General features: G+C 75.3%; 15 protein-coding genes and 1 pseudogene. 6 read left to right on the top strand and 10 right to left on the bottom strand.

Going from position 1 to position 25878, the window contains the following annotated elements; all coding sequences use genetic code 11:
• Positions 1-4: 4 nt before the first annotated feature.
• From ACQ9ZG_RS10475 to ACQ9ZG_RS10460, 4 genes and pseudogenes are all read right to left on the bottom strand, one after another.
• The gene (locus ACQ9ZG_RS10475; RefSeq protein ID WP_499280351.1) at positions 5-3559 is read right to left on the bottom strand and encodes an adenylate/guanylate cyclase domain-containing protein; all 3555 of its coding nucleotides are present in this window, start codon (positions 3557-3559) and stop codon (positions 5-7) included.
• Positions 3560-3866: 307 nt separating this feature from the next.
• Positions 3867-4049 (bottom strand): aroma-sacti cluster domain-containing protein, encoded by a 183-nt coding sequence (locus ACQ9ZG_RS10470; protein WP_028418510.1) that lies wholly within the window; start codon positions 4047-4049, stop codon positions 3867-3869.
• 152 nt (positions 4050-4201) lie between these two features.
• Complete coding sequence (locus ACQ9ZG_RS10465) at positions 4202-4915, bottom strand: iron-containing redox enzyme family protein (RefSeq protein ID WP_084997160.1); 714 nt, start codon at positions 4913-4915, stop codon at positions 4202-4204.
• Positions 4916-5241: 326 nt separating this feature from the next.
• A pseudogene (locus ACQ9ZG_RS10460) lies at positions 5242-6300 on the bottom strand (radical SAM protein); the annotation flags it as partial.
• A 306-nt stretch (positions 6301-6606) separates the two neighbouring features.
• On the opposite strand from ACQ9ZG_RS10460, the gene ACQ9ZG_RS10455 reads away from it, so the two are divergent.
• The 3 genes from ACQ9ZG_RS10455 (at position 6607) to lanKC (ending at position 11082) form a co-directional block, all read left to right on the top strand.
• Positions 6607-6768, top strand: coding sequence for a hypothetical protein (locus tag ACQ9ZG_RS10455; RefSeq protein WP_018488908.1), 162 nt, complete (start codon positions 6607-6609; stop codon positions 6766-6768).
• 286 nt (positions 6769-7054) lie between these two features.
• Positions 7055-8383 carry an MFS transporter gene (locus ACQ9ZG_RS10450; RefSeq protein WP_109917320.1) on the top strand — a complete coding sequence of 443 codons (1329 nt, stop codon included), beginning with the start codon at positions 7055-7057 and terminating at the stop codon, positions 8381-8383.
• Between the two features lie 11 nt (positions 8384-8394).
• Positions 8395-11082, top strand: coding sequence for a class III lanthionine synthetase LanKC (lanKC, locus tag ACQ9ZG_RS10445; RefSeq protein WP_499280349.1), 2688 nt, complete (start codon positions 8395-8397; stop codon positions 11080-11082).
• Between the two features lie 338 nt (positions 11083-11420).
• Here lanKC and ACQ9ZG_RS10440 read toward each other — a convergent pair whose 3' ends face one another.
• From ACQ9ZG_RS10440 to ACQ9ZG_RS10420, 5 genes are all read right to left on the bottom strand, one after another.
• Positions 11421-13322 (bottom strand): AfsR/SARP family transcriptional regulator, encoded by a 1902-nt coding sequence (locus tag ACQ9ZG_RS10440; RefSeq protein WP_499280347.1) that lies wholly within the window; start codon positions 13320-13322, stop codon positions 11421-11423.
• Positions 13323-13497: 175 nt separating this feature from the next.
• A complete protein-coding gene (locus ACQ9ZG_RS10435; RefSeq protein ID WP_499280345.1) occupies positions 13498-16419 on the bottom strand; it encodes a helix-turn-helix transcriptional regulator in 2922 nt (973 codons plus the stop codon).
• Positions 16420-16488: 69 nt separating this feature from the next.
• On the bottom strand, positions 16489-16683 hold the full coding sequence (locus tag ACQ9ZG_RS10430; RefSeq protein WP_018488913.1) for a hypothetical protein: 195 nt from the start codon (positions 16681-16683) through the stop codon (positions 16489-16491).
• Between the two features lie 167 nt (positions 16684-16850).
• Entirely contained in the window at positions 16851-19967 is a 3117-nt protein-coding gene (locus tag ACQ9ZG_RS10425; RefSeq protein ID WP_499280344.1) for a type 2 lanthipeptide synthetase LanM family protein, read from the bottom strand.
• A 325-nt stretch (positions 19968-20292) separates the two neighbouring features.
• Positions 20293-21384 carry a LacI family DNA-binding transcriptional regulator gene (locus ACQ9ZG_RS10420; RefSeq protein WP_499280342.1) on the bottom strand — a complete coding sequence of 364 codons (1092 nt, stop codon included), beginning with the start codon at positions 21382-21384 and terminating at the stop codon, positions 20293-20295.
• A 110-nt stretch (positions 21385-21494) separates the two neighbouring features.
• On the opposite strand from ACQ9ZG_RS10420, the gene ACQ9ZG_RS10415 reads away from it, so the two are divergent.
• Genes ACQ9ZG_RS10415 through ACQ9ZG_RS10405 form a run of 3 tightly spaced genes read left to right on the top strand, consistent with a single transcriptional unit; the run spans position 21495 to position 24693 of the window.
• Complete coding sequence (locus ACQ9ZG_RS10415; RefSeq protein WP_028418518.1) at positions 21495-22646, top strand: Gfo/Idh/MocA family protein; 1152 nt, start codon at positions 21495-21497, stop codon at positions 22644-22646.
• Positions 22643-23821, top strand: coding sequence for a dihydrodipicolinate synthase family protein (locus ACQ9ZG_RS10410; protein ID WP_109917218.1), 1179 nt, complete (start codon positions 22643-22645; stop codon positions 23819-23821). The genes ACQ9ZG_RS10415 and ACQ9ZG_RS10410 overlap by 4 nt, the downstream gene beginning before the upstream one ends.
• Entirely contained in the window at positions 23818-24693 is an 876-nt protein-coding gene (locus ACQ9ZG_RS10405) for a sugar phosphate isomerase/epimerase family protein (RefSeq protein WP_499280341.1), read from the top strand. Before ACQ9ZG_RS10410 ends, ACQ9ZG_RS10405 begins: the two co-directional genes overlap by 4 nt.
• 198 nt (positions 24694-24891) lie before the next feature.
• On the opposite strand, the gene ACQ9ZG_RS10400 is transcribed toward ACQ9ZG_RS10405, so the two are convergent.
• Positions 24892-25851, bottom strand: coding sequence for a glycoside hydrolase family 43 protein (locus ACQ9ZG_RS10400; RefSeq protein ID WP_109916704.1), 960 nt, complete (start codon positions 25849-25851; stop codon positions 24892-24894).
• Positions 25852-25878 lie beyond the last annotated feature (27 nt).

Below are 25878 nucleotides of genomic sequence, written 5' to 3'. Positions count from 1 at the left end.
CGGGTCAGCTCCCCTCCCTCGCCGTGATCGTCGTGGCCAGGTCGGCCGTGGTCAGGTCGGCCGTGGTCAGGTCCACCCCGGCCGTGTCCGTCGTGCCTCTGTCAGTCGTGGCCGTGTCCGCCGCGACCGTCCCAGCCGTGGCCGTGTCCGTCGTGGTTCTCGTCCTCGGGCGGTGCAGCGCCGTGCGGAACGCGGTCGCCCGGCGCGCCCCCGGCAGATGGCCCTTGCCCGTGAAGTGGTCCGCCGCGCTCCGGGCCGCCGCCTCCGCCGCCGCCGTGAGCCCCAGCGTGGCGAGCGTGCGGGCCCGGTCCAGTTCGGCGGTGGCCTGTACCAGCGGTGAGTCGGTGAGCAGGGAGGCGCGTACGGCCCGGTCGGCGTGGTGGAGCGCCTCGTCCGGGCGCTCCCGGGCCGCCAGCCGGGCCCGCAGCCCCTCCAGGTCGACGGCGTCCGCCCCGCTCAGCCCCGACGGTTCGGCCACCGTCGCCAGCCACTCCACCGCCCGGTCCTCCGCGCCCGCGTCCAGCTCCAGCCGGGCCGCGTCCAGCGCGACGGCCGTCCGCATGCCCGCCGCCCCGATCCGCCGGGCCGCCGCGTCCGCCCGGGCCAGCAGCTCCAGGGCCTCCGCACCCCGGCCCAGCACCGCCTCCACGGTCGCCCGGAACACCGGGAGGAACACCTCGGACTCCGCGAACCCCAGCTTCCCGGCCAGCCGTTCCGCCTCGGCCAGGCACGCGTACGCCTCGTCGGACCGTTCCTGGAGCCCGTACAGCACGGCCAGCGGGCAGTTGAGCGTCACCCGCACCGTGGGACGGCCCGCGCCGTGGGCCGTCAGCAGGGTGCGGCAGCGCTCCACCGCCTCCGGCACCGGGACGGGACCGCGCCAGAGGGAGATCCCGATCGCGCCCAGCGCCCCGGCCCGCTCCGGCTCCGCCCCGGCCGCCACCGCGTGCTCCAGCGCCCGAGCGTGGTCGCGCTCCGCCTCCTCGTGGCGGCCCGACTGCTGGAGTCGCTGCGCGAGGCGGAGGTGGGCCCGCGCCCGGCCGACCGCGTCCCCGGCGGCCTCGAAGACCGGCAGCACCGCGCGGGCCGTGGCGGCGGGACCGGGGGGCGCCGTCGGGTCCAGCACCGCCAGCGCCAGCCGGGCGTGCGCCGACTCCACCGGGGCGGTGGTCAAGTCCCTTACCTTACGCAGCAGTTCAGCGCCCTCCTCGGTCCGGCCGAGCGCCACCCGTACCTCACCGAGCCCCAGCACCGCCCGCGCCGCGTCCGGCCGCAGCTCCACCGCCCGCTCCAGCAGCCCGTGCGCCCAGTGCAGGTCGGACCGGGCGGCGGCCTGCGCACCGGCCCGGCCCAGCGCGGCGGCGGCGCGGTCCCGCAGCTCCTGGGCCCGGTCGTCCAGCAGCCCCAGCTCGGCGCGGTAGCGGTAGGCGCGCTCCAGATGGCCCCCGACCGCGCCGTCCCCGGTCCGGGCCACGCTCGGCAGATCGGCCGCCCACGCGTGGCGCTCCGCCTTGGCCCGCTTGGAGAGCGAGGAGTAGGCGACCTCGTGCACCAGTCCGCTGCTGAACCGGTACGCCGACGGGTCCCCGTCCCCGGACGGCCGCGCGGGCTCCACCAGCCGCCGCCGGGCCAGCTCCGCCAGGGCCTCGTCGACGCGGTGCCGGTCCTGGGGGGTGGCGGCGGGGCCGTCGCCGCCGTCGGCCGCCGCACCGGGCCCGTCGACCGTCCCCCCGGGGCCGTCGGCAGCCGCACGGGCCCGGTCCGGTGTCCGTGCCGACTGCTCCGTCCGTACCGTCTGCTCCAGGCGGACCAGCTCCGCCGCCGCGAACTCCCGGCCGATCACCGCCGCCAGGTCCACCACCCCGCGCTCGGGCCGGGCGAGCGCGCCGATCCGGGCACCCAACAGGGCCTGGAGCGTGGGCGGTAGCTCGCGGTCGGGCTCGGACGGGGTGGCGGCCGTGCCCGGGTCGCCGTCCGGGAGCTGTTCGCCGACCAGGAGCTGTTCCAGGTAGAGCGGGTTGCCCTCGGCGCGGGCGAGGAGACGCTCGTCGGCCGGGGCGGCCCTGCCGTCCAGCCGGGCCAGTCCGGCGGCCAGTCGGGCCGCTTCCTCGCGGGGGAGGCCGGAGAGGTGGAGGTGCGCCCGGCCCTCGGGCATGCCGTCCGGGCGGCCCGCGCAGATCACCAGGGTGCGGGCGGGTCCGGTGTCGCCCGCCAGCCGCTCCACCGTCCGCACGAGCAGGGGCGCCGCCGCATGCCAGTCGTCGAGGACCAGGACCGCGGGCCGGGTGCGGGCCGCCCGCTTCAGGACCGCGGTCAGCGCCGCGCACATGTCCTCGAAGGGGGCGTTGGGCGTGCCGTCGCGCAGGAGCCCCCCGGAGAGCAGGGCCATCGCGTCGGCCGTCGCCTCGTCGTCGGGTGCGTCGGCGTCCTGGGGCGAGCCCGTATGCGGGTGGGTCTCCGTATGCGGGTGGGTGCCTGTGGGTGGGGCGGCGTCCCTGTGCGGATGGATGCCCGTGAGCGCGTCGGCGTCCCTGTGAGGGTGGGCGCCCCTCTGCGGATGGGCGTCCCCGTGCGGGTCGGCCGGGTCGTCGGTCTGGGAGAGCAGGGAGCGTACGGCGTCGGCCAGGGGAGCCAGCGTGCCGTGGTCCCCGTAGGTGCGGCAGCGGCCCGCCCCGTGACGGAACGCGCCCTCCCCGCCGTGGTGCGTCAGCCACTCCCGTACGAGCCGGGTCTTGCCGATGCCCGCCTCGCCGGTCACCCGCAGCAGACCGGGGCGGCCGTTCCGTACGGTCTCCGCCAAGGCCTGGTCCAGCGTGGTGAGTTCGGTGGTACGGCCCACGAAGGGCGCGTCGAAGCGGCGCAGCAGCTCGGGGTCGTCGGCGCCCAGCGCGAGCAGCCGGTACGCCTCCACGCTCTCCCGCTTCCCCTTGAGCCGGAGCGGGCCGGTGGGTACGGCCTTCACCGTGGGCCCGGCGGCGAGCAGGGTCTGCGGGCCGATCAGGATCTCGCCGGGGCCCGCGTTCTGCTCCAGGCGCGCGGCGATGTTGACGACCTCGCCGGAGACCAGCGCCTGCCGGGCCGTGGCGTCCGAACCCGCCACCACCTGACCGGTGTTGACGCCGACGCGGGTGGTCAGCCGGATGCCGAGCGAGGCGTCCAGCTCCTCGTTCAGGGCGTCCAGCGCCCGGCGCATCCCGAGCGCCGCCGCCAGCGCGCGCCGGGCGTCGTCCTCGCGGACCACCGGCACCCCGAACACCGCCATCACCGCGTCCCCGATGAACTTCTCCGGGGTGCCGCCGCGCGCCACGATCTGGGCGCTCATCGCCTCGAAGTACCGCAGGGTCACCGTGCGCAGGGTCTCCGGGTCCAGCACCCCCGACAGCGCCGTCGACCCGACGAGATCGCAGAACAGCACGGTCACCGGTTTGCGTTCGTCCTCCGGGGGAGGCGCGACGGGGGCGGGCGGAGCCGCCGCTGCCGGACCGGCGCACGGTGTCCCGCAGGACGAGCAGAACCGGGCCGTGGCGGGAAGGTCCTGTCGGCACGAGGGGCAGATCATGGCGGGTCCTCAAGGGGTCGTGGTCCACGTCGTCGGTCAACTCGGGCCGGTCCAGGCCGGATCCGGTGCCAGTTCCGGGGCCGGGGTCAGGTCCGGGGTCAGGGTCAGGGTCAGGTCCGGGGTCAGGGGCGGCTCCGGGGCCGGGATCAGGTCCCGGTGGGTCTGGCTCCGGCGCTGGCTCCGGCTTCGGTTCCGGCTTCGGGTCCGGGGCCGGAGTGGTGCGGCCGGCCGTCGTGGCCGGCCGCACCGGCCCCGCCGCGCCGGACCCCCGTCCTGGCGCGGACACCCGGGGGCCGCGGCGGTGCGCTCAGAACAGGGCGCCGCCCGCGATCTCGCCGTGGGCCTGGACCTCGGGGCCCACCGCGTCCAGCCGGCTCTTGACGTCGAGCAGCAGGGTCAGCTCCTCCGTCGTCAACTCGCCCAGTACCAGGCGCTGTTCGTCGGTGAGCAGGTCCACCGGGAAGCCCGCCGCGTGCAGCGTCGCCTCCAAAGGGGACGTATCCGGGGACGACGTGACCAGGGGGTGCGTGGTCAGGGGGGACGTGTCCAGGGAGGGCGTGTCCAGGGGGGACGTGCCCGAGGGAGGTGTCCCCAAGGACGGCATGTCCGGGGAGGGTTCGGGGGTGGGTGGTGGTTGTCCGGTCATCGGGTGACTCCCGTCGGTGGGGTGGGTCCGGCTCCCCGCAGCGACGGCGCCGGTGCGGAGCGCCCGAGCCGGACGAACAGCCGGGTGAGCGCGTCGAAGGAGTGCAGGGCGCTGACCGCGACGGCCGCCTCCTGGCCCCGGGCCAGCGGCAGCCGGTCCAGCAGCGCGTACAGCTCGTCCAGATGCCCGGTGTCGAGCGCCGCGTGTTCCCGTACGGTCCGCAGGGCGGCGGCGGGCAGCCCGGTCAGTCCGCCGATGCGCTCGGTCAGCCCGGGCGCGGGCGCGTACCCCTCCAGCACCGCGATATAGCCGAGCAGGGCCACGGGGTGGTGGTGCTCGATCCAGTAGTACTGGGGGCCGACCAGGGCGGCCACATCCGGCGGCGGCAGCGGCCCGAGCGCGTCCTCGGGGGCCGCGCCCGCCGCGCGCAGATCCTCCAGCAGCCAGGCGTCGTGCTCCGCCTCCTCCTGGATGTGCTCGGCCAGATACGCGGTCAGCGGCCCGGAGAGCGGATCGCCGGGCCGGTCCGCCATGCGGCGCAGGGCCAGCTCCATCAGCGGGACCGAGGCGCGGATCACGGCGTGCATGGTGCACAGATAGGTCCGGTAGCGCTCCAACAGCCCCTCGGGGCGCCACATATGGCTGGTCGCTCCCCGGAACTCCGGTTCGAGGAGGAGGAGTTTGGTGCGCAGGCGCGCCGAGACGTCCATGGCCGCGGTGGTCACCGCATGCTCCCGGCCCCGGTGCGGGCCCCGTTCCCGGCTCCGGTGCGGGCCGCCGCCCCGGCGCGAGCCTGGGCTCCGGCTCCGGCTCCGGCTCCGGGCCCGGCACCGGCCTCGGTCCCGGTACGGGCTTCGGCTCCGACCTCGGTACCGGTACGGGCTCCAGCCCCGGCCCCGGCTCCGGTACGGGCCTCGGCTCCGGTACGGGCCCGGGCTCCGGCCTCGGCTCCGGTGCGGGCCCCGGTTCCGGCCCCGGCCACGTTCCCGGTGCCTGCCGCGTCGGCCGCCGCCGCGTCGGCCCCCGCCGCCCCGACCCCCGCGCCCACCAGCCGCGCGTACGCCGAGCAGCCGTGCCGCCGGACGACCCCCTCGGGCCCGCCCAGCGCACCGCGCCGGGCCGCCGCCAGGTCGAGCAGCGCGCCCGCCGGGCCGGAGGCCACCGCGCGGGCGCCGGCCGCCACCGCCTCGTTCCCGCCGAGCGCGCGGCATCCGTCGCAGTAGGAGCCGGGATGGGGGGCGGCGCCGGAGCGGGCGGCCAGATGGGTCGGGCCGACCGTACGGATCATCCGCAACACCGGTGATTCCAGGGCCCGTCGTCGTACGGCCGCCCAGTCGTCGGAGCCGATGTGGCCGAGGTCCAGATGGGCCGGGGCGGGGCGCCGGTCCACCGTGTCCTGGTTGCAGCAGGCCAGCACCGTACCGTCGAAGGCGACCACCGGCCAGGCGGCCATCGAGCAGGGCGCCGCCGCCGACGGGTCCGGTCCGGTGCGCGCGGGGCGGGCCCAGGAGGCGGCCCGGCCGAACGGCCGCACCTCGTTGACCAGGGACGGCACCCGGCCGCCGAACTCCTTGTCGATGGCCCGGGTGATGTCGGCCAGATACGGGTCGTCCGCACCCGTCCCCGTGAGGTGGAAGCTCACGCTCACTCCCGACTCGCGGATGTGGTGCAGGGCCCGGAACACATCCGCGCGCGCCACCTCCCGCTCGTGGTACACGTCCAGGCTCGCGGAGAAGTGGTCGACCTGGGCGATCGCGCGCAGGATCGCGGGCGGGATCCGCTGGGAGCGGGCGAAGAACATCCCGCTCAGCACCGCCGTACGCGATCCGGCGCGGCGGGCCAGGAAGCTCAGCTCGCCCGCGAGCGTGGGCAGGAGCAGCGGCTCGCCGCCCGTCAGCATGACGACGTCCGGCCGGTTCTCGGTGGTGAACGAGCCGACGAATCGCAGCAGTTGGGCGGCGTTCGGCTCTTCCCGCACGGTCAGGTCCGACCCGGTGGAGCAGTGCCGGCAGCGCAGGGGGCAGCGGCGGGTGAGGCCGAGGAGCAGACCGGCGGCCGGGAAGGGCCGCAGTCCGACGAGTTCGGCGAGTTCCATACGGGCCGCCTCCTTCGGGGCCGGGGGCGCGGCGGGCGCACGCCCAGGCTGGGGCGGACCGGTTCGCGGGCGGTCGGCCGACGCTTCAGGGTCGGTATGGGCGCAGGTCAGCGCGGTCCGGGGGAGGGGCGGACGGTCGGCCGGGGCGCCCTCCGGCCACTTCGCGCTGGCCTTATACCGGCCCCATACCGGCGTCGAAGCGTCTGTCAGGCGGCCGTTCCTAATGTTCTCGGCACCGGCAGGCACCGGACCGCGGCAGACGCCACGGACACCGGACCGGCCCACCCCGAGTGGACGGAGACCACCATGTCCGAGAACACCAAGCCCGCCGCCGACGAGAACAACGAGACCGAGACCCCCGAGGTGGAGGCGCACTCCGTGCTGGACCTCCAGGAGACCCCGGGCGTCATCGACCGCGAGATCGTCCCCGGCAACTGCGTCAGCACCGTGAGCCTCGTCCTGAGCTGACCCAGGGTCCACTGGGGCGTGCGCCACGGCGGCTTCGAACCCGCCGTGGCGCCGGCCGCCGGAGTCGGGGCGGCCTCCGTACACCACGGAGGCCGCCCCGCCCCGCGTAAGGGCCCGGCATCCGGCCGCCCCGCGTAAGGGCCCGGCAACCGCCCCGCCCCGCGTACGGGCCCGGCAACCGCCCGACCGGCGTACGGGGCCCGGCCCTCTTCCTCCCCTACGGGACCGGAACCCGCCCGCCACCCCCGCGCACAGCCGACGACCCGACGAACAACGGGAGCCCCCGATGGCCACGCCGCTCCGCTCCAACCGGGATTTCCGGCTGCTCTGGTTGAGCGGCCTCTTCGCCGTTCTGGGCAGCCAGATGAGCGCCCTCGCCCTGCCCCTGCTGGTCCTCAAGATGACCGGCTCCGCCGTGCAGGCCGGTGCGGTGGGGACGGTCTCCGTCTGCGCCCTGCTGGTGACGATGCTGCCGGGCGGGGTCATGGCCGACCGGGTCGAGCGCCGTCGGCTGATGCGGCTCTGCGACGCCGGAAGCCTCGCCGCCGTCACGGCCCTGACCATCGCGGTCTGGTACGGACACGCCCCCATGGTGCTCGTGCTGCTGGTCGCGACCTCGGGAGCCGTGCTGAGCAGCGTCTACGGCCCCGCCGCCTTCGGCCTGATGCGGGCGGTCGTCCCGCCGGACCAGATGGGCACGGCCACCGCACGGCTCCAGGCCCGTACCTCCACGGTCAAGATGGTCGGCCCGCTCGTCGGCGGCGGGCTGTTCGGCATCCACGAGGCCCTGCCCTTCGCGGCCCAGTTCCTCGGACTGCTCCTCTCGACCGTCTGCGTGGCGCTCGTGCGCACCCGCTCCGAGGCGAGGAGCCGGGCCGGTTCGGTCTTCAGCCGCCGCGAACTCACCGCCGGGCTCGCCTTCCTCTGGCAACTGCCTTATCTGCGGACCGTGTTGCTCGTCTTCGGCCTCGGCATGAACTTCGCCTTCGGCGCCCTCACCTTCACGGCGCTCGCCGTCTTCTCCGACAACGGCGCCTCCGGCCTCGGCGGCGGCTTCGTCCTCACCTGCGTCTCGGCCGGCTCGCTCGCCGGGGCGCTGATCGCGCCCCGCATCGCCCCGGACCGCCACGCCCGCGCCCTGATCGTCGCCACCTGCTGGGCCTGCGTCCTGACGGCCGCCGCGCTGGCCTGGCTGAGCAGCGCGCTGCTGGCCGGGCTGCTCTGCGCGATCTGCATGTGCCTCTCGACGGTCGCCAGCATCGGCTTCCTCTCCACGCTGCTGATCGTCACCCCGGAGGACCGGATCGGCCGGGTGCAGAGCGCGGCGGGCTTCCTCTCCTCGATGGTCCAGCCGTTCGGGCCGCTCGCGGGCGGGGCCCTGCTGACGCTGCTCGGCAGCCGTATCGCCTTCGGCACCATCGGCTGTGTGCTGGCCGTCTCGGCGGCCGTGGTGACGCTCGCCCCCTCGGTACGGGCGGGCGCGGCGGCCATCCCACCGCCCACGGAGCCGGAAGCGGAGCGGCTGCCGGACCTGAATCCCGACCCGAAGCCCGAACCGGAGCCCGCCGGAACGTCCCGCCCCGCCCCCGACCCCGCCGGTCCCGGCGCGCACTGAGGAGAGCCACCGTGTCCGTCTCCGGTATCCAGCAGACCCAGCTCTACTGCCTCGCCGACCCCACCTACTACGAGACCCCGGCCCGCCTCCGCGACGAGGAGACCCGCTACCCCCTGGACTCCGCCCCGCCCCCCGAGGGCAGGCGCCGGGTCCGGAACGGGCTGTGGACCTCGCTGCTCCCCGAGGACCGCGAAATCGCCGAGCAGGGCTGGAAGATCCACATCTCCACCGTCCCGGAGGAGGCCGAGGCGACCCTGCGCGACACCGCCCGGATCTGCCTCGCCCACGGCGTACCGTTCAAGTTCCTCCGCAGCGAGCAGGCGCTCCTGCTGATGTCCGACAAGTACATGGCCCGCTCCGGCGCCGGGAAGTTCCTCACGCTCTACCCGCCGGACGAGACCGTCTTCCTGCGGGTGCTGGACGAGCTGTGCCCGGCGCTCACCGGACGCCGTGGCCCGTACATCCTCAGCGATCTGCGGATCGGGGACGCCCCGGTCTACGTACGGTACGGGGCCTTCGTCGCCCGCTGGTGCCTGGACGCCGACGGGGAGCGGGTCCCGGCCCTGCGCCACCCGTCCGGTGAACTCGTCCCCGACGAGCGGGGCGTGGTCTTCCGGGTGCCGCCGTGGGTCACCGTCCCCGAACCGCTGCGCCCGCACCTCGCGGCCCGCGCCGCCGCCGGGGACACCACGTTCCCGTACACGGTCACGGAGTCCCTCCAGTTCTCCAACGCGGGCGGGATCTACCGGGCCCGGCACCGCGAGACCGGCCGGCAGGTGGTGCTCCGCGAGGCGCGGCCGCACAGCGGGCTGGACGCGGTGGGACATGACGCGGTGACCCGGCTGCACCGCGAGTACCGGGCGCTGACCGCGCTGGCCGGGCTGGACTGCGTGCCCGAGGTCCACGGCGTACGGAGCGTGTGGGAGCACCACTTCCTGATCGAGGAGCACATCGAGGGGTCCACCCTCCTGGAGGAGATCGTCGCCCGCTTCGCCCTCCTCCACGGGGAGGGCACGGACGCCGAACTCGCCACCTACACCGCCTGGGTGGACTCCGTGGCCGAGCGGCTCGCCCAGGCGCTGGCGGCGATCCACGCCCGCGGGTTCCGCTTCGGCGACCTCCACCCCACCAACGTCATCATCCGCCCCGACGGCCGGCTGGTCCTCGTCGACTTCGAGTACGCCACCGACCTCGACGACCAGGACACCCCGGTCGCCGGTGCACCGGGCCTCCAGGCACCCACCGGGACGCCCGGCGCCGAGTCCGACGCCTACGCGCTCTGGGCGACCTGGCTCTACATGCTGATGCCGATCATGGAGATGGCCGGGCACGACCGGGCCAAGGCGGTGACCCTGGAGCGGTGGGCCCGCAGGCGGTACCGCCTGGCGGCCGACGCGGGCCCCATCCGGCCCGCCGCGCTGCGGGCCGCGGAGGACCGCCTCGGCGGCGAGGGCGAGATCGCCGCGCTGCTCGACGGGCCCGTCCCCGACTGGGCGGAGCTGCGGACCCGGCTGATCGCGGGCATCCACGCCGGGGCGACCCCCGAGCGCACCGACCGCCTCTTCCCCGGCGACCCGCAGGCCTTCGCGACCGGCGGCGGCGACCTGGCGCACGGGGCCGCCGGGGTGCTGTACGCCCTGCACCGCGTCGGTGCCCCCGTGGACCCCGCCTGGACCGACTGGCTCTCCGACGCCGCCCGCCGCCGTGACCCGGCCGCGCCCGGCGGACTCTACGGCGGGCTGCCGGGCACGGCGGTCGTCCTCTCCCTGCTCGGCCGCGCCGACGAGGGGCGGGAACTCTTCGAACGGGCCGCCGCCGCACCGCCGTCCGCCTCGGCCGACCTGCTCAACGGCCGCGCGGGCATCGCCCTCGCCGCCCTGCGCCTGGCCCGGCCGGCGGGCCGGGGGAGCGCGGGTCCCGCCGCCGCGGCCGGCCCGGTCGCCGCGGCCGATCCCGATGCCAAGGTCGACCACGATCTCGTCGAGCTGGCCCTGCGCACCGCCCACGACCTGGACCGCCTGGTCCGCGGCGAATCCGTACCGGGGCTGGCAGCACCTGCCTCGGCCGGGCTGCTGCGCGGGCTCAGCGGCGCCGCCCTGCTCCACCTCGAACTCCACGCCCTCACCGGTGAAGACCGCCATCTGCGGGCCGCCGGCCGGGCGCTGGAGCGGGAGGCGGGGCACTGTGTGGCGATGCCGGGTGGCACGGTCCAGGTGAAGGACGGCCGACGCCATCTGCTCTACCTGGACCAGGGCAGTGGCGGCGTCGCGCTGGTGGCCCAGGCGTATCTGGCCCGCCGCGCCGCCCCGTCGCTGGCGGCCCTGCTGCCCGGGGTCCGGCGGGGCTGCACGCTCGAATTCATCCGCGAGCCGGGGCTGTTCACCGGCCGGGCGGGGCTCATGGCTACGGCGGGCCAGCTGTCGCCCGAGGGCCGCCTGGCCCCCGACATCCTCGCCTCCGTACGGAACCTGTCCTGGCATCTGCTCGCCGAGGAGGACCGGCTGCTGGTCCCGGGCGCCCGGCTGCGCCGCTGCTCCGCCGACCTGGCGACGGGCGCGGCGGGGCTGCTGCTGGCCCTGCACTTCCTCTCCGGAGGCGGTACGGGGGCGGGCATGGCGGGCACGGCGGGCACGGCGGGCACGGCCAGGCCGGAGACGGACGGGACCCCCGGCCTGCTGGAACTGCTCACCCTGGGGTGACGGACCGGCCACGGGGCCGGACCAGGACCGGGGCCGGACCAGGACCGGGGCCGGACCAAGACCGGGGCCGGACCAAGACCGGGGCCGGGACCGGCGGGGCCCGGCCCGCGCGGTCCCGGCCCCTTCCCCGTCCCGGCCCCTTCCCCGTCCCGGCCCCTTCCCCGTCCCGGCCCCTTCCCCGTCCCGGCCCCTTCCCCGTCCCGGCCCCTTCCCCGTCCCGGCCCCTTCCCCGTCCCGCCCCCTTCCCCGTCCCGGCCCCTTCCCCGTCCCGGCCCCTTCCCCGTCCCGCCCCCTTCCCCACCCCACTACGCGCCCCCACCCCACTGCGCACCCCCGCCCTACTGCGCCGCCCCCACCCGCTCGCGGGCGTACAGGCAGAGCAGCCGCGGCACCTCGTAGAAGGCGGCGTGCGCGGTGACCTCGCCCGTCGGAGAGGTCACCGCCCCCGCGTCGATCAGCGACTCGACCGTACGGATCGCCGCCCGCTCCCCGCACTCCAGCGCCGCCATCGCCCCGTCCAGGGTGATGCCGCCCTCCTGCGCGGGCCGGGCCAGCCGCCCCAGCGCCCGCCGGTCGTCGGCCGCCAGGTCCTGCCAGCCCGACGCCATGCGCCGCCGTACGGAGACGTCCCCGGCGACCAGTTCGTCCAGGGCCGCCGACGGGTCGTCCAGCCGGTCCGCGAACTCCGCCAGCGGCAGATGGCGCAGCACCGCGAGCCGCATCCCGCTCACCCAGACCGCCAGCGGCAGCGCCCCGCAGGCCCGGACGATCCGCAGGGCCGCCGCCGGGTCGGTCCGCAGCCGGCCGGGCCCGATCAGCTTGCCCAGCAGCTCCAGCGCCTCGGCGTCCGCCAGGGCGGCGAGGGCGATCCGGTGCACGGGGGCGAGGCCCGGCAGCTGGCCGCGCGCGGTGAGCACCACCGAGGACGGGCCGGAGGACCGGGGCAGCAGCCCCCGTACGGACGCCTCGTCCGGTACGTCGTCGAGGACGATCAACGCCCGGTGCAGCGACAGCCACTCCTGCCAGGCGTCCTCCGCCCCCTGCGACACCGCCACCGCGACCCCCACCGCCGGAACGACGCCCGCAGCGCCTCCCGGCACGCCTCCGGAGCCGCCCGTCACCCCCGGGACGCTCCCCGGGACCCGGACCCCGCACAACCGGGCCAGTTCGTCCAGGACTTCGGCGGGCGTACGGGCGGAGCCGTCCTCCCGGCGGACCCCGACGTGGAAGCGCCCGTCGGGGAAGCTGTCGCCGAGCAGATGGGCGGCCCGCAGTGCCAGGGCCGACTTGCCGGACCCCGCAGGACCCGAGACGACCGCCACCCGCTCGTCCGCGGCGCCCAACAGCCCCAATAACTCGCGCAGTTCCTCACGGCGGCCGGTGAAATGGCGCGGCGCGGCGGGCAGGGCCGTACCGCGTGAGCTCTCCCGCCCGCCCGTCGGAGGCCGGTGGGTGCGGCCCCGCCCCAGCATCACCTTGTACAGGGCGGCCATCGCCGGGCTCGGCTCCAGCCCCAGCTCCCGGGCCAGCAGCTGCCGGTAGTCGTCGTACACCGCCAGCGCCTCGGCCTGCCGCCCGGACTGGTGCAGGGAGTTCATCCAGGCCACCCGCAGCCGCTCCCGCAGCGGGTGGCGGTCCACCAGATCGCGCAGGCCGTCCACCGCCGCCGCGCCCCGGCCCAGCTCGGTCTCGATCTCGGCCCAGTCCTCGTAGACGGTCAGACAGCGGGCCTCCAGCCGCTCGGCCTCCTCCGCCACCCCGGTGGAGTCCCGCAGGTCGTTCAGCGGCGGCCCCTCCCACAGGTCCAGCGCCTCCCGCAGCAGCCGGGCCGCCGCCCGCAGATCGCCGCGCTCACCGGCGGCCCGCCCGGCGCGGGCCAGGGACCGGAAGCGCAGGGTGTCCAACTCGCCCTCGCCGATGGTGAGCCGGTAGCCGCCGCAGCCGTGGACCACCCGCTCGCGGTCGTCGTCGCCGGTGCTGCCCAGCAGGGTGCGGGCGGCGCTCACATAGACCTGGAGGTTCTTGCGCGCGGTTCTCGGCGGGTCGTCGGGCCAGACCGCGTCGGTCAGCACGTCGACGGAGACCGGGGTGTTGGGCCGGGCGAGCAGGGTGGCGAGGACGATGCGCTGTTTGCGGGGACCGAGCGGGAGCGGCCTGCCGTCCCGTACGGCGGTGAGCGGGCCGAGCAGCGAGAAGTACACGGCGCCGGCCGGGACCGGGCGGGCGGGAGGTCGGATCATCAGCGGGCCTCCGGAAGCGGGGACGAAGGGCAGACTGCCGTACGTACCCTTTGATGCTCCCTACCGCACGGTGGCCGGCACATCGGGGCGGTACCCGCATGTTCCGCCCCCACACCCGACCGAAACCGTCCCGCACCCCCATGTTGTGGGGGTGCGGGACGGGGGAGTCAGCCGTTCATGCGGGTTCGACCTCCACCGCGCACTCCGCCGCGAACTCGCAGAGCGCCGAGCGGTCCGCCCGGCCCGTCTTGCTGAGCAGGCTGGCCATGTGCTTCTCCACCGTGCGCGGCGAGATGGAGAGCCGCCGGGCGATCTGCTGGTTGCCCGGCCGCTCCGGGAGCAGTACGAACACCTCGTACTCGCGCGGGGTCACCCCGCTGGTCCGCAGCGAGAGCGGGATGCGGTCCCAGCCGCCCCGGTGCTGGGTGACGCTGGCCCCGGCCTGCCGCAGCGCGGCCCGGCAGGCGGAGGCGACCGGCTGCACCCCGATCCCGTAGAAGAACTCCTCGGCCCGGCGCAGCCAGGCGACCGGCTCGCCCCACCCGTCGGTACGGGCCGCGTCCGCGACCAGGCGCAGCCCGAGATGGCGGGCGACCGGGAAGGGGGTGGCCCGGGCGTCGAAGGAGGCCACCAGGCGGGCGGCCCCGGACCGGTCGCCGTCCCGGCCCAGCAGCACGGCCTCGGCCAGCTCCAGGAACTGCCCGTTCCATGCGAGTTGGGCTCCGGGCGAGCCGCGTACGGCCGTGAACTCCGCCCCGTCCGCCGCCCCCGTCAGTACCCGCAGCAGGGGGCGCAGCCCGTAACTCCCGCTCAGGTAGAAGTAGCTGGGGTGGTCCTGCTCCCAGGCGAGCACCGCGTCCAGCTTCTCGAGAGCGCGCTCGTGGTCCTCCTCCAGCAGGGCGCCGATCGCCTTGCACAGCCCCAACTGGTGCGGTACGAGCAGGGATTGCTCACCGCCCGCCCGTTTGAACGCGGCCAGCGAGCGGTCCATGTCCCGCCGCCGGCCCCGGTGCGCGGCCATGGTGGCGGTGGAGAGCAGCAGATAGCGGTGGGCCGAGTGGTTGCCGACCCGGGCGCTGGCCTCCAGCGAACGGTCGATGATCTCCTGTGCCTCGTCCCACCGGGCGCAGAGCACCGCGTTCATGGCGAGCAGCCCGTCCACCGTCTGGGTCAGCAGCAGCGCCCCCAGCTCGACCGCCGCCGCCCGCGCCGAGCGGAGCCGGGAGGAGTCCCCGGTCCGCATGAAGGCGTTGGCGCCGAGCCGCACCAGGGCCTCCACCCGCCAGACGGGCAGGTCGTGGTCGGTGGAGAGCGCGAGCATCCGCTCCAGGCAGGCGTCCGCCGCGTCGAACCCGCTCTCGCGCAGCAGCAGCGCCAGCAACTGCCAGGCCTGGCAGGCGACCACGGGCAGCCCCTCGGCCTCCGCGATCTCCGCCGCCTCCCGGGCGGCCCGCTCGGTCTCCGACGGGCACCGGTGCTCCTGGCCCGGCATCAGGGCGAGATGGGCGTCGGCCACCCCGAGCGCGGCCCGGCGGCCGGGGGCGGGCTCCTCGCCGAGCAGGGCGCGGGCGGCCTCGATCTGGCGGGCCGCGTCGGCCGCCCGCTCGGCCATCACGGCGACCCACGCGATCCTGATGTGGATCTCGCCGCGCCGGTCGGCGGCCTCGGTCCGCGCGGGCACCGGCGGCAGCGCGTCGGCCAGCTCCAGGGCCGCGTCCAGGTCGCCGCCCTCGGCCTTCGCGACCGCCAGCGACTCGGAGATGGCGGCCCGGTCGGCGTCGGCGGCCAGGGGGCAGGCTCGCTCCAGCAGCACCACGGCCGAACCGTGGGCCCCCGAGGCGAGCATCCGTCTCCCGGCCTCCGCGAACCGCAGCGCGGCCCCGGCCCGGTTGCCCGCGGCCAGGTGGAGGGAGGCGACGAGCTGCTGTCCGTCCTCGTCCAGCGGCTGCCCGGACCGCTCGACGGCCCCGGCGGCGCGGCGGGCGAGCGAGGCGCGCTCGGCCGGGGCGAGCGAGGAGATCAGTGCCTCGGCGGTGAGCGAGTGGCGGAAGGCGTAGCGGTCCGGGGCGGCCCCGTCCGGGGCGATCACCCCGGCCTCCACGGCGGAGCGCAGATGGGTGAAGAGGGCCCGGTCCTCGAAGCCGGTGACGGTCTGGAGCACGGTGACCGAGAACTGGCCGCCCAGGGTGGCCGCGGCCAGTAACAGCTCCCGGACCGGCTCGTCCAGCCGGTCCAGCCGGCGGGCCCAGCTCCGGACGATCCCCGAGGGGACCGGCCCGCCGGGATCGTCGGCGGCCTCCCAGCCGCCCTCCGACTGCCGCAACTGGTCGGTGTCGAGCAGATCCGCCAGCAGTACTTCCACCAGGTACGGATTGCCGCCCGCCCGTTCGGCCAGCCGCTGGTGCACCACCTGGGGTATCTCCTCGGGCGCCGCCTCCAGGCAGGCGCCGGTCAGCACCCGCATCTGGTCGTCCCCGAGAGGCTTCAACTCCCTCACGCCCGCCGCCTGTCGGCGCTCGGCGGAGCGTACGAGATCGAGTGCGGCCCCCGCCTCCGGGCGGAGCGTCCCCAGCAGCAGGATCGGCAGGTCCGCGAGGTTGTCGATGACGTACTCGACGACCGCGATCGTCTCCGTGTCGCTGTCGTGCAGGTCCTCCAGCAGGATCGTGCAGCCGGACTCCCGGCCCAGCACGGAGAGCAGCCGCAGCAGCGCCTCCGCCAGTTCGACCACGGTCTCCGGATAGCCGGGCGAGGCCTCCTGGCGCCACTCGGGGACGAGCCGGGCCAACGCGGGGTGGTAGGGGGCCAGTTCGGGATCGGTCGGGGTGCCCGCGGCCCGGAACCGGGAAGAGAGCGCTTCCACGAGTGGCCGGAAGGGCACGACCAGACCGGTCGAGGTGGCCCGGCCGCGCAGCACGGGCATGCCGAGCCCGTAGGCCCGGTAGGCGCACTCACCCACCAGCCGGGATTTCCCGATCCCCGCCTCGCCGACGAAGAACAGGGCGCGCCCCGAACGCCGTCGCACGGCGTCCAGGGCGCTGCTCAGCAGGCCGATCTCCTCGTCCCGCCCGACGATGACCGGCGAAGTGGCTCGCATGGGCGCAGGTTACTGGAGTCGAAACTCATCCGGCAGTGCCCCAATGCGCCACAATCCGGCCGAGCGTGGTTAAAGCGGAATCATCGTGGTCCACGGCAGGTCGATGGTGTTGCCCGCTTCGCCCTCCGAGGCGCTGAGAAGCCTGCTGCGCATGCCCAGCCCACCGCCGATACCGAAGGAGATCTGCCCGGCCGGGTGGTCGTAGCCGCCGTCCTGGGGGAGGTTGCCGGATCCCTGCATCGCCGATTCGCTGATGTGCGTCATCTCTGCCTCATTCTCCTTGGAACGGAATGTCTCTGACGTTCGGTCGAGTAAGCGGTCGGTCGTCGGTCGTCTGTCGTCTGTCGTCTGTCGTCTGTCGTCGGGGCGGGCGGGCGGACGGTCGGCTGTGGTGCGTGCGGTACGGGGGAGCGGTCCCGGCCCGGGGGCCGTTACGCGGCCCCCAGGGACGGGTTGAGCAGCAGCGCGGAGCCGATGCGGTCGGGGAACCCCGCCCGCAGCAGTCCGTGCCCGATCCCCGAGAGGCCGGTGAGCAGCCCCGGGTGCGGAACATGGCCGGGGGTCCCGCAGCGCGGCCCCTCCCGGTCGGCGGCGGCCAGCAGCGTCCCGGCCCGGCGCACCCACGGAGTGCGGTCGCCGGGCAGCGCCGGGTGGCCGAGCAGTTCGAGCAGGCCCAGCTCGCCGTGGCAGAGGCTGTCGTCGGCGAGCGGGGTGCGGTCGGCCAGGTCACCGGCGCGCTCCGCCAGCCAGCCCGACAGGTCCGGGTCGGCCAGGGCGGCCGGACTGTCCGCGACCGCGAGGGCCACCCCGACGGACCCCTCGCACCAGGCTCCGCCGTCCGGCACCTCGACGGTCGCCCGGCGCAGGGCCCGCAGCCCCGCCGTACGGTACTGCTCACCGCCCCCCGCCGCGGCGAAGCGCAGCAGCGCCCAGCCGATGCCCGCGGTCCCTTCGGCGAAGCCGCCGGCCGCCGGGAGCGGGGCCACCGCGATCCGCTCGGCACACCGCTCCGCGCCCCGCCAGGCCTCGGCCCGGCCGGTCGTGCGGTGGACCGTGAGCAGGGAGACCAGCCCGCCGGCCGCCCCGCCGCGGACCCCGTACCCCTGCTCGGCGGCGCCCGCCGCGCAGGCCAGCCGGGTGGCGGGGCCCACCAGCTCCGTCACCGTACGGTCGTCGAGCAGGGCGCCCACCTCGGCCAGGGCGTACGCGATGCCGCCGAGCCCCGCGAAGGCCCCGGATCCCAGCACCGCGAGGTCGTCGACCCGGCCGTGCAGCGCGTCCAGCAGCCCCGGCACCGGGGTCAGCGCCTCCCGGGCCGCCTCGGCGTACCGCTCGGCCCCGGTGAGGGCGGCCAGCTGCGCCAGGTAGAGGGCGGGACCGGTGTAGCCGCTCGCGAGGTCGGCCGCCATCGGGGCGAGCCGCCAGTACCGCTCGCCCAGCAGTTCCAGGCCGATCCAGTTGGTGCGGTGCTCGTGCCGGTAGGCGAGCGAGACGAGCTGGTCGCCCACCGACCGCGCGGCGGAGAGGAGGTGTTCGGGCTCGGGGGCCGTCGCCGCCGTCCGGGCCCGCGCCCCGCCCTCCGAGCGGTGCGGCGGCTCGGCGGAGGTGGAGACCATCGCGGCCCGGATGATCCGCTCCTGGTCCTGGCGGTCGACGGAGTCCATGGCCCGGACCTTCGCCTCGACCCGCTCCAGGCCGGTGGGCCCCGGCGTGGCGGGCACCCCGCGGCCGGTGCCGCTCCACAGCTCCGCGGAGCCGGGCCGGGTGAGGAAGACCGGCACGTCACCGGCCCACAGCTCCTCGATCTCCTCCTCCTCCAGACCGGGCAGCGCGGGGGTGCCCAGGGTGGGGGTGCGGAGCAGGGAGAGGACCTGGTGGCGCTCGGCCGCGTCCCGCATCAGATCGGGGTGGGTCGACTCGTCGAGCAGGGTGGTGTAGGTCCAGGTCGGCCGGGAGACCACCCGGACCTCGTCCCGGGCGAAGTCGGTCAGCAGGCCGCGCTTGCCGAGCAGTTCGTCGCGGTACTCGCTGACGGCGGTGTAGCCGACGCGGAAGCCCTCGCACAGGGCGTCGGTGTACGTGGACGGATCGGCCGGAACCCCTTCCAGCCGGGGCCGGTTGGCGGACTCGGTGAACCGCGCGGAACGCCGTACCAGCCGCATGGTGTCCAGGCCCGCGTCGGCCCAGTCGGCGGTCTCGATGGGGGAGGGGGCGGCCCGGCCGCCGCCGATCGCGGAGACGTCGAGCGCGGCCGAGTCCCCGACCAGCAGCTGGGGCAGCAGGCCGACCCGGTAGGCCGAGGCGTGCAGGGCGCGGGCGGCGGGGTCGGCGGAGTGCGCCTGGGTGAGCGGCGGGTGGAACAGGGTCTCCACGTCCACCAGGACCGGATGCGGCCCGCAGGCGATCAGGTTCTCCTGGTGCAGATCGGTGCCGTCCAGCAGATGGAGCAGGGCCAGCAGCGCGCCCTGGCGCCGGTAGAAGAGATGGGTCTCCGCCGGGGAGGAGCAGGGCCGCTCCGCCACGAACTCCACCCACCCGTACTCGCCCCGGTCCAGCACCCGCAGCGCCCGCAGGGACGGTGTGCCCGGCAGCGAACCGAACCATTCCACCAGGGAGTTGAAGTGCCGGTGCGCCGAGAGCGGGCGCGGCTTGTAGACCAGCCGGGTGCCGTCGTTGAAGCGCAGCAGCATCACCGAGCGGCCCCCGCGGTGGCTGTCGCCGGCCCCCGTGTCGACCCCGGTCAGCGCTCCGGGACCCGGCCCGGCACCCAGCGATCCGGCCGTGGGACCCCGGTCGCCCAGCACCCCGGAGGCGGCCAGCAGTTCCCGGTCGTCGGCCAGTCGGCCGAGCATCTCCGTCAGTGCGTCGGCCGCGCTCAGGCTCGTCCGGGCCAGGATGTGGGCCAGCACGGGATAGGCGGTGAGGAAGGCCGCGAGCCCGTCCCGTCCGGCCGTCAGCCGCAGGAAGTCCCGGAACCGTTCCCCGGGCCCCTCGCCGGCCAGCCGCCCGGCCCGCCGCGCCTTGTGCAGCTCCAGCACCAGCGTCCGCGCCGCGAGCCGGGCCAGCCGCGTGGTCAGCTGGGACCGGAAGTCGTCCAGTACGGGGGCGAGCCCGACGGCGGTCCCGGCCCGTACGGCGTTGTTCGACGGGGAGGTGAGCAGCCGGGCGGCGGCCCGCTCGGCGAACGGCGCCACGACGAGGGCGAAGCCGGTGAGCCCGGGGTACTTCCGCTCGGGGACGGCCACCACGGGCGGCGCGTCGGCGATGACCCCCTGGACGAAGACCACCCAGTCGGGCTCGCCCACGGGCGGCTCCCCGACGACTCCGCCCAGCCACCAGGGTCCGCTGCGGGGGGAGTTGTCGGTGGCGGTCCTGGGCGACGCGCCGGGGCGGACGGTACCGGCGGCACGGGCGGCCCCACCCACGGGGTGCGCACCGCCGGTCCCGTTCATGTGCACCACCGCGGTGGACCCGTTCACGGTGACGGCCGGGGGAACGGGACGGGCAGCAGCCCCCGTACCGCCGCTGCCGATCAGTTCCTTCTCCACCGCACCTCCCAGGTCGGGAGCGGCCCACCGGACCGCCTGCGACCATCCTGGCGGTGGTGACTCCCGCGGCGCATGGGGGAGTTGCCCCCATCTTTCGCCCGTCGGCGCGCAGCCCGGGGGTTCCGTACGCTCTCACCAGGGCATGTCCGGCGGATCAGGACCGCACGGTCCGGGCGCCGGGCGCCGGGCGCCGCGGTCCTGGCGCGCGCCGGGGGCCGCGTGCCTGGCCGGGGTCCGCCGGGCGCGCCCCGGGGCCGGGCCGGTCTCACCGGGTCCGGTGCGGGCTCACTCCACGCGGTGCGGGCTCACTCCAGGCGGTGCGGGCTCACTCCACGCGGGGCGGGGCCGTCGACCCCCGGATCATCAACTCGGCGGCGATGGTGGCGATTCCGCCGGGCGGCGGGTTCTCCTTGCCCATCGCGAGCCGCCCGGCCCGCGCCCCCGCCTCGAAGAGCGGCAGCCGTACGGTGGTCAGCGCGGGCACGGCGTCCACCGAGAACGGCAGGTCGTCGAAGCCGGCCACCGAGATGTCCTGCGGGATGCGCAGCCCCTGGTCCCGTACGGCGGCGCAGGCGCCCAGCGCGACGGTGTCGTTGGCGGCGACGACGGCGGTGATGCCGGGCTCCCGGCGCAGTATGTCGAGGGTGGCCTCGTAGCCGGAGCGCCGGTCGTAGGGGCCGTGCACGGTGAGCCGCCCGCCGTCCCCGCCCACGCCCTCGCCGTCCCCGCCGTCCAGTCCCGCGCCCCGCAGCGCCTCGCGGTGGCCCTCCAGCCGGTGGCGGGTGGTGGTGCGTTCGGGGGGCCCGGCGACGTAGCCGATCCTGCGGTGGCCCAGCGAGATCAGGTGCTCGGTCAGCCGCCGCCCGCCGCCCCGGTTGTCGAAGGCGAGCGCGGCGACGAGCGCGTCCCCCCCGGGGAGCGGGGGGCGCCCGCAGAAGACGATCCGGGTGCCCGCGTCCGCCAGCTTGGCCAGCTTCGCGGCCATGGCGGTCTGGTGGTCGGGGTCCTCGATCGCGCCGCCGGTGAGGACGACGGCGGCGGCCCGCTGGCGCTGGAGGAGGGTGAGATAGGTCAGCTCGCGCTCGGGGGAGCCGCCGGTGTTGCAGATGACGGCCAGCTTCTCGCCGCCCGCCCGCCCGGTGCCGTCCCCTGGCCCGCCGATCTGGGTCTGCGCGGCCCCGGCCATGATCCCGAAGAAGGGATCCGCGATGTCGTTGACCAGGATGCCGACGAGGTCGGAGGTGGCGGCGGCCAGCGAGCTGGCGGGCCCGTTGAGCACGTAGTCGAGGTCGTCGACCGCGCGCAGGACCCGCTCCCGGGTCGAGGCGGCGACCGGGTAGTTGCCGTTCAGCACACGGGAGACGGTGGCCGGGGACACCCGGGCGCGGGCCGCCACGTCCGCCAGGGTGACTGTCATCGCTTTCCTCCGTGAGGTCACGTGCGGCGCCCCTCTTGTCCGGCCGCTGTCCGCAGGCTAGCGTCATCTCGTATAGAAAGCGCTTGCTACGGCTGTATGGAGGGAACTTCGTGACACGCAGGACAGTGCGCATCGCCATGAACGGCGTCACGGGTCGCATGGGATACCGGCAGCATCTGGTGCGTTCGATCCTCGCGATCCGCGAGCAGGGCGGCCTGGACCTCGGCGGCGGGGAGGTCCTCTGGCCGGAGCCCGTCCTCGTCGGCCGCCGCGCCCACGCCCTGGAGGAGATGGCGGCGCTCCACGGTCTGACCGAGTGGTCCACGGACCTGGACGCGGTGCTCGCGGACGACACGGTGGAGATCTACTTCGACGCCCAGGTCACCTCGGCCCGGGTGGAGTCGGTCAAGAAGGCCGTGGCGGCCGGCAAGCACATCTATACGGAGAAGCCCACGGCGACGGACGTCGAGGGCGCCCTCGACCTGGCCCGGCTGGCGCGCGAGGCGGGCATCAAGCACGGCGTGGTCCAGGACAAGATCTTCCTGCCGGGCCTGCTCAAGCTGAAGCGCCTGATCGACGGCGGCTTCTTCGGTGAAATCCTCTCCATCCGGGGGGAGTTCGGCTACTGGGTCTTCGAGGGCGACTGGCAGGAGGCCCAGCGCCCCTCGTGGAACTACCGGGCGGAGGACGGCGGCGGCATCGTCGTCGACATGTTCCCGCACTGGGAGTACGTGCTCCACGAGCTGTTCGGCCGGGTCACCTCCGTGACGGCCCAGGTGCACACGCACGTCCCGCGCCGCTGGGACGAGCGCGGCGAGCCGTACGAGGCGACCGCCGACGACGCCGCGTACGGGATCTTCCAGCTGGCGGGCGGGGCGGTCGCGCAGATCAACTCCTCCTGGGCGGTCCGGGTCAACCGGGACGAGCTGGTGGAGTTCCAGGTGGACGGCACCCACGGCTCCGCCGTCGCCGGGCTGCGCAACTGCCGCGTACAGCACCGCTCTTCGACCCCCAAGCCGGTCTGGAACCCGGACCTGCCGGTCACCGAGCCGTTCCGCGACCAGTGGCAGGAGATCCCGGACAACCAGGAGTTCGACAACGGCTTCAAGGCGCAGTGGGAGCTGTTCCTGCGCCATGTGGTGCTCGACGAGCCGTACACCTGGGACCTGCTCGCCGGGGCGCGGGGCGTCCAACTCGCCGAGCTGGGGCTGAAGTCGTCGGCGGAGGGCCGCCGCCTCGACGTCCCGGAGCTGACGCTGTGACGGCATCGGCATCGGCATCGGCATCGGCACCGGTACCGCTGCCGCAGGGCCCGTACACCCCGCGTGCCACCCCGCTGGAGCTGCCCGCCGGGGGCGGGCCGCTCACCTCCCGTACGGTCTACTCGGCGGCCCATGTGGTCGCGGACCCGTACGCGGACACCGGACCGGACGGCCCGGCGGCCGTCGACTGGGAGTCCACGCTCGCCTTCCGCCGTCACCTCTGGTCGCACGGTCTGGGCGTGGCGGAGGCGATGGACACGGCCCAGCGGGGGATGGGCCTGGACTGGCCGGGCGCGGCTGAGCTGATCCGCCGCTCGGCGGCGGAGGCGCGGGCGGTGGGCGGCCGGATCGCCTGCGGGGTGGGCACGGACCAACTGCCGCCGACTTCCGAACCGACCCTGGCGGCGGTGGCGTCGGCGTACGAGGAGCAGCTGACGCTGGCCGAGGCGAACGACGTACAGCCGATCCTGATGGCGTCGCGCGCCCTGGCCCGCGCGGCGAGGGGCCCCGAGGACTACCTCGCGACCTACGCCCACCTCCTGCGCCAGTCGGGGGAGCCGGTGATCCTGCACTGGCTGGGCCCGATGTTCGACCCGGCGCTGGAGGGCTACTGGGGGAGCGCGGACCTGGACGAGGCGACGGACACGTTCCTGAAGGTGATCGCCGAACACCCGGACAAGGTGGACGGCGTCAAGATCTCCCTGCTGGACGCGGACCGCGAGATCGACGTACGCCGCCGCCTGCCGTCCGGTGTGCGCTGCTACACGGGCGACGACTTCCACTACCCCGAGCTGATCGCGGGCGACGAACAGGGCTTCAGCCATGCCCTGTTGGGCATCTTCGACCCGCTCGGCCCCCTGGCGGCACACGCGGTACGCGTACTCGACACGGGTGACGTGGACGGCTTCCGGAGCCTCCTCGACCCCACGGTCGAACTCTCCCGCCACCTGTTCCAGCCGCCGACCCGCTTCTACAAGACGGGCGTCGTCCTCCTGGCCTGGCTGGCGGGCCACCAGGACCACTTCACGATGGTGGGCGGCCTCCAGTCGGCGCGCTCGCTGCCGCATCTGGCGAGGGCATACCAACTGGCGGACGGACTGGGCCTGTTCCCGGATCCGGAGCTGGCGGCGCACCGTATGCGGACCCTGCTTGAGGTACAGGGAGGAACGGCATGACAACAGCGCAAACCCCCACCCCCGAACCCAGCCCCACCCCCACCGCCTCCCTCGCGCGTCTCTCGATCAACCAGGAGACGATCAAGCAGTGGTCGCTGCCCGAGCTGGCGGAGGGGTGCGTCAAGGCGGGGATCGGCCAGGTCGGCCTGTGGCGGGCGCCGATCCAGGCGTACGGCGTCGAGCGCACGGCGAGGCTCCTCTCGGACGCCGGCCTCACGGTCACCAGCCTCTGCCGGGGCGGCTTCCTCACCGCTCTGGACCCGGCCGAGCGGGCCCGCGCCCTGGACGACAACCGCCGGGCGGTGGACGAGGCGGCGGCCGTCGCCACGGACACCCTGGTCCTCGTCTCCGGCGGTCTCCCGCCCGGCAGCCGCGACCTGTCCGGCGCCCGGGAGCGGGTGGCCGAGGCGCTGGCCGAACTCGCCCCGTACGCGGCGGAGCGGGGCGTACGTCTGGCGATCGAGCCGCTGCACCCCATGTTCGCGTCCGACCGCTGCGTGGTCTCGACCCTGGCCCAGGCCCTGGACCTCGCGGAGCGCTTCCCGGCCGAGCGGGTCGGCGTGGTCGTCGACACGTACCACCTCTGGTGGGACGACCGGGCCCCCGCCGAGATCGCCCGGGCCGGGGCGGGCGGCCGTATCCGCGCCTTCCAGTTGGCCGACTGGATCACCCCGCTCCCGGCGGGCGTCCTGCTCGGCCGGGGCCAACTGGGCGACGGCAGCGTGGACTTCCGCGCGTTCCGTACGGCGGTGGAGGCTGCGGGCTACGACGGCCCGATCGAGGTGGAGATCTTCAACGAGGAGCTGTGGGCCAGGGACGGGGCGGAGGTGCTGGCGGAGGTGGCGGCCCGCTACGGGCAACATGCCTGCTGAGAGCCCTGACGGAGCCCGAAGGTAAAGAGATCGTCAAGGGCTGCAACCTTCGTGTGCCCTTCCGGGTCACACATGGCGTCGGGACTTCCGGGGAGGGGTCCGGGGGGAACGGGAAGGCCCGACAGGGGGAAAGCGAGAGGGGTCCGGCCGCGAGGTCGGACCCCATTCTTGCCTGCGGCCCCGGGGAGGCCGCGCCGGTCACTCGAAGAACTTCAGGCTGTGGCCCACGTCGGTGAGGCTGCCGGGGACGTTGGCGCGCCGGTAGGTGGTGCTGCCCCACCAGACCGCCGTCCCGGAGTACCAGTGGCGGTTGGACCAGGTGTACGGGGTGCCCTTGGCGACCGCGTGGTACAGCGTGGGGAAGCGGTTGCCCGACGGGGGGCCCTCGTTGACGTCGCCCTGCGGCAGGACGAACGTCTGGTGGCCGGGTCCGTCCACGTTCACCGTCGGCGTCCAGCCGGACATCATGGACGGCGCGTGCGAGCCGAAGAGGCAGCCGTTGCTCTTGTACCAGTCCCAGACGTAGGTGGGATCGCCGCCCGCCCTGAGCCTCAGGTCGGCGATGCAGTACTTGCTGCTCCAGCTCCCGTTGGCGGAGTAGACGACGTGCAGCCGGCCCTGCGGGTCGACGATGGGCTGGGGGGCCTCGTTGATGTACGGGTTGCCGACGACCCGCTCCCACGGCTCGCGCGGCTGCGAGATGACGTACCGGCCGCCGGTGGCCGCGGTGGGGCTGCTCATCCGGGCGATATAGAGGTTCTGCTCGACGTTGGTGTCGCCGGACCAGCCCGACCAGACGAACCAGCGCTGGCCGTTGAAGGTGAAGGGGACCCCGTCGATCGCCCACTTGTCACCGGGCAGGGACACCTTGACGGCCGCGGAGTAGCCGGACGTCGGGGTGGCGGAGCCGATGTGGTACATCCGGTGGGCCGCGCCCCGCCCGGCGGCGAAGTAGATGCGGTACTGACCCGCGTGGTGCACGATCTCCGGGGCCCACACCTCGCCCAGGTTCCCGGTGTCGCGCCACACCTGGTGCTTGGGGGCCGTGGCGACGCCTTCCGCCGTGGACGCCGTCCGGACCGCGATGCCGCCGTCCACCGCCTTGGCGGAGACGTAGAGGCTGCCGACCTTGATGACGGTCGGATCGGCCCCGCCCACCAGCGAGCGGCCGAGCGCCGAGAAGTC

The sequence above is a fragment of the Streptomyces araujoniae genome, assembly GCF_050871195.1.
Taxonomy (GTDB): Bacteria; Actinomycetota; Actinomycetes; order Streptomycetales; family Streptomycetaceae; genus Streptomyces; species Streptomyces bacillaris.
The sequence above is the reverse complement of the archived record's forward strand: the minus strand, read 5'-3'. Positions and strand labels throughout refer to the sequence as shown.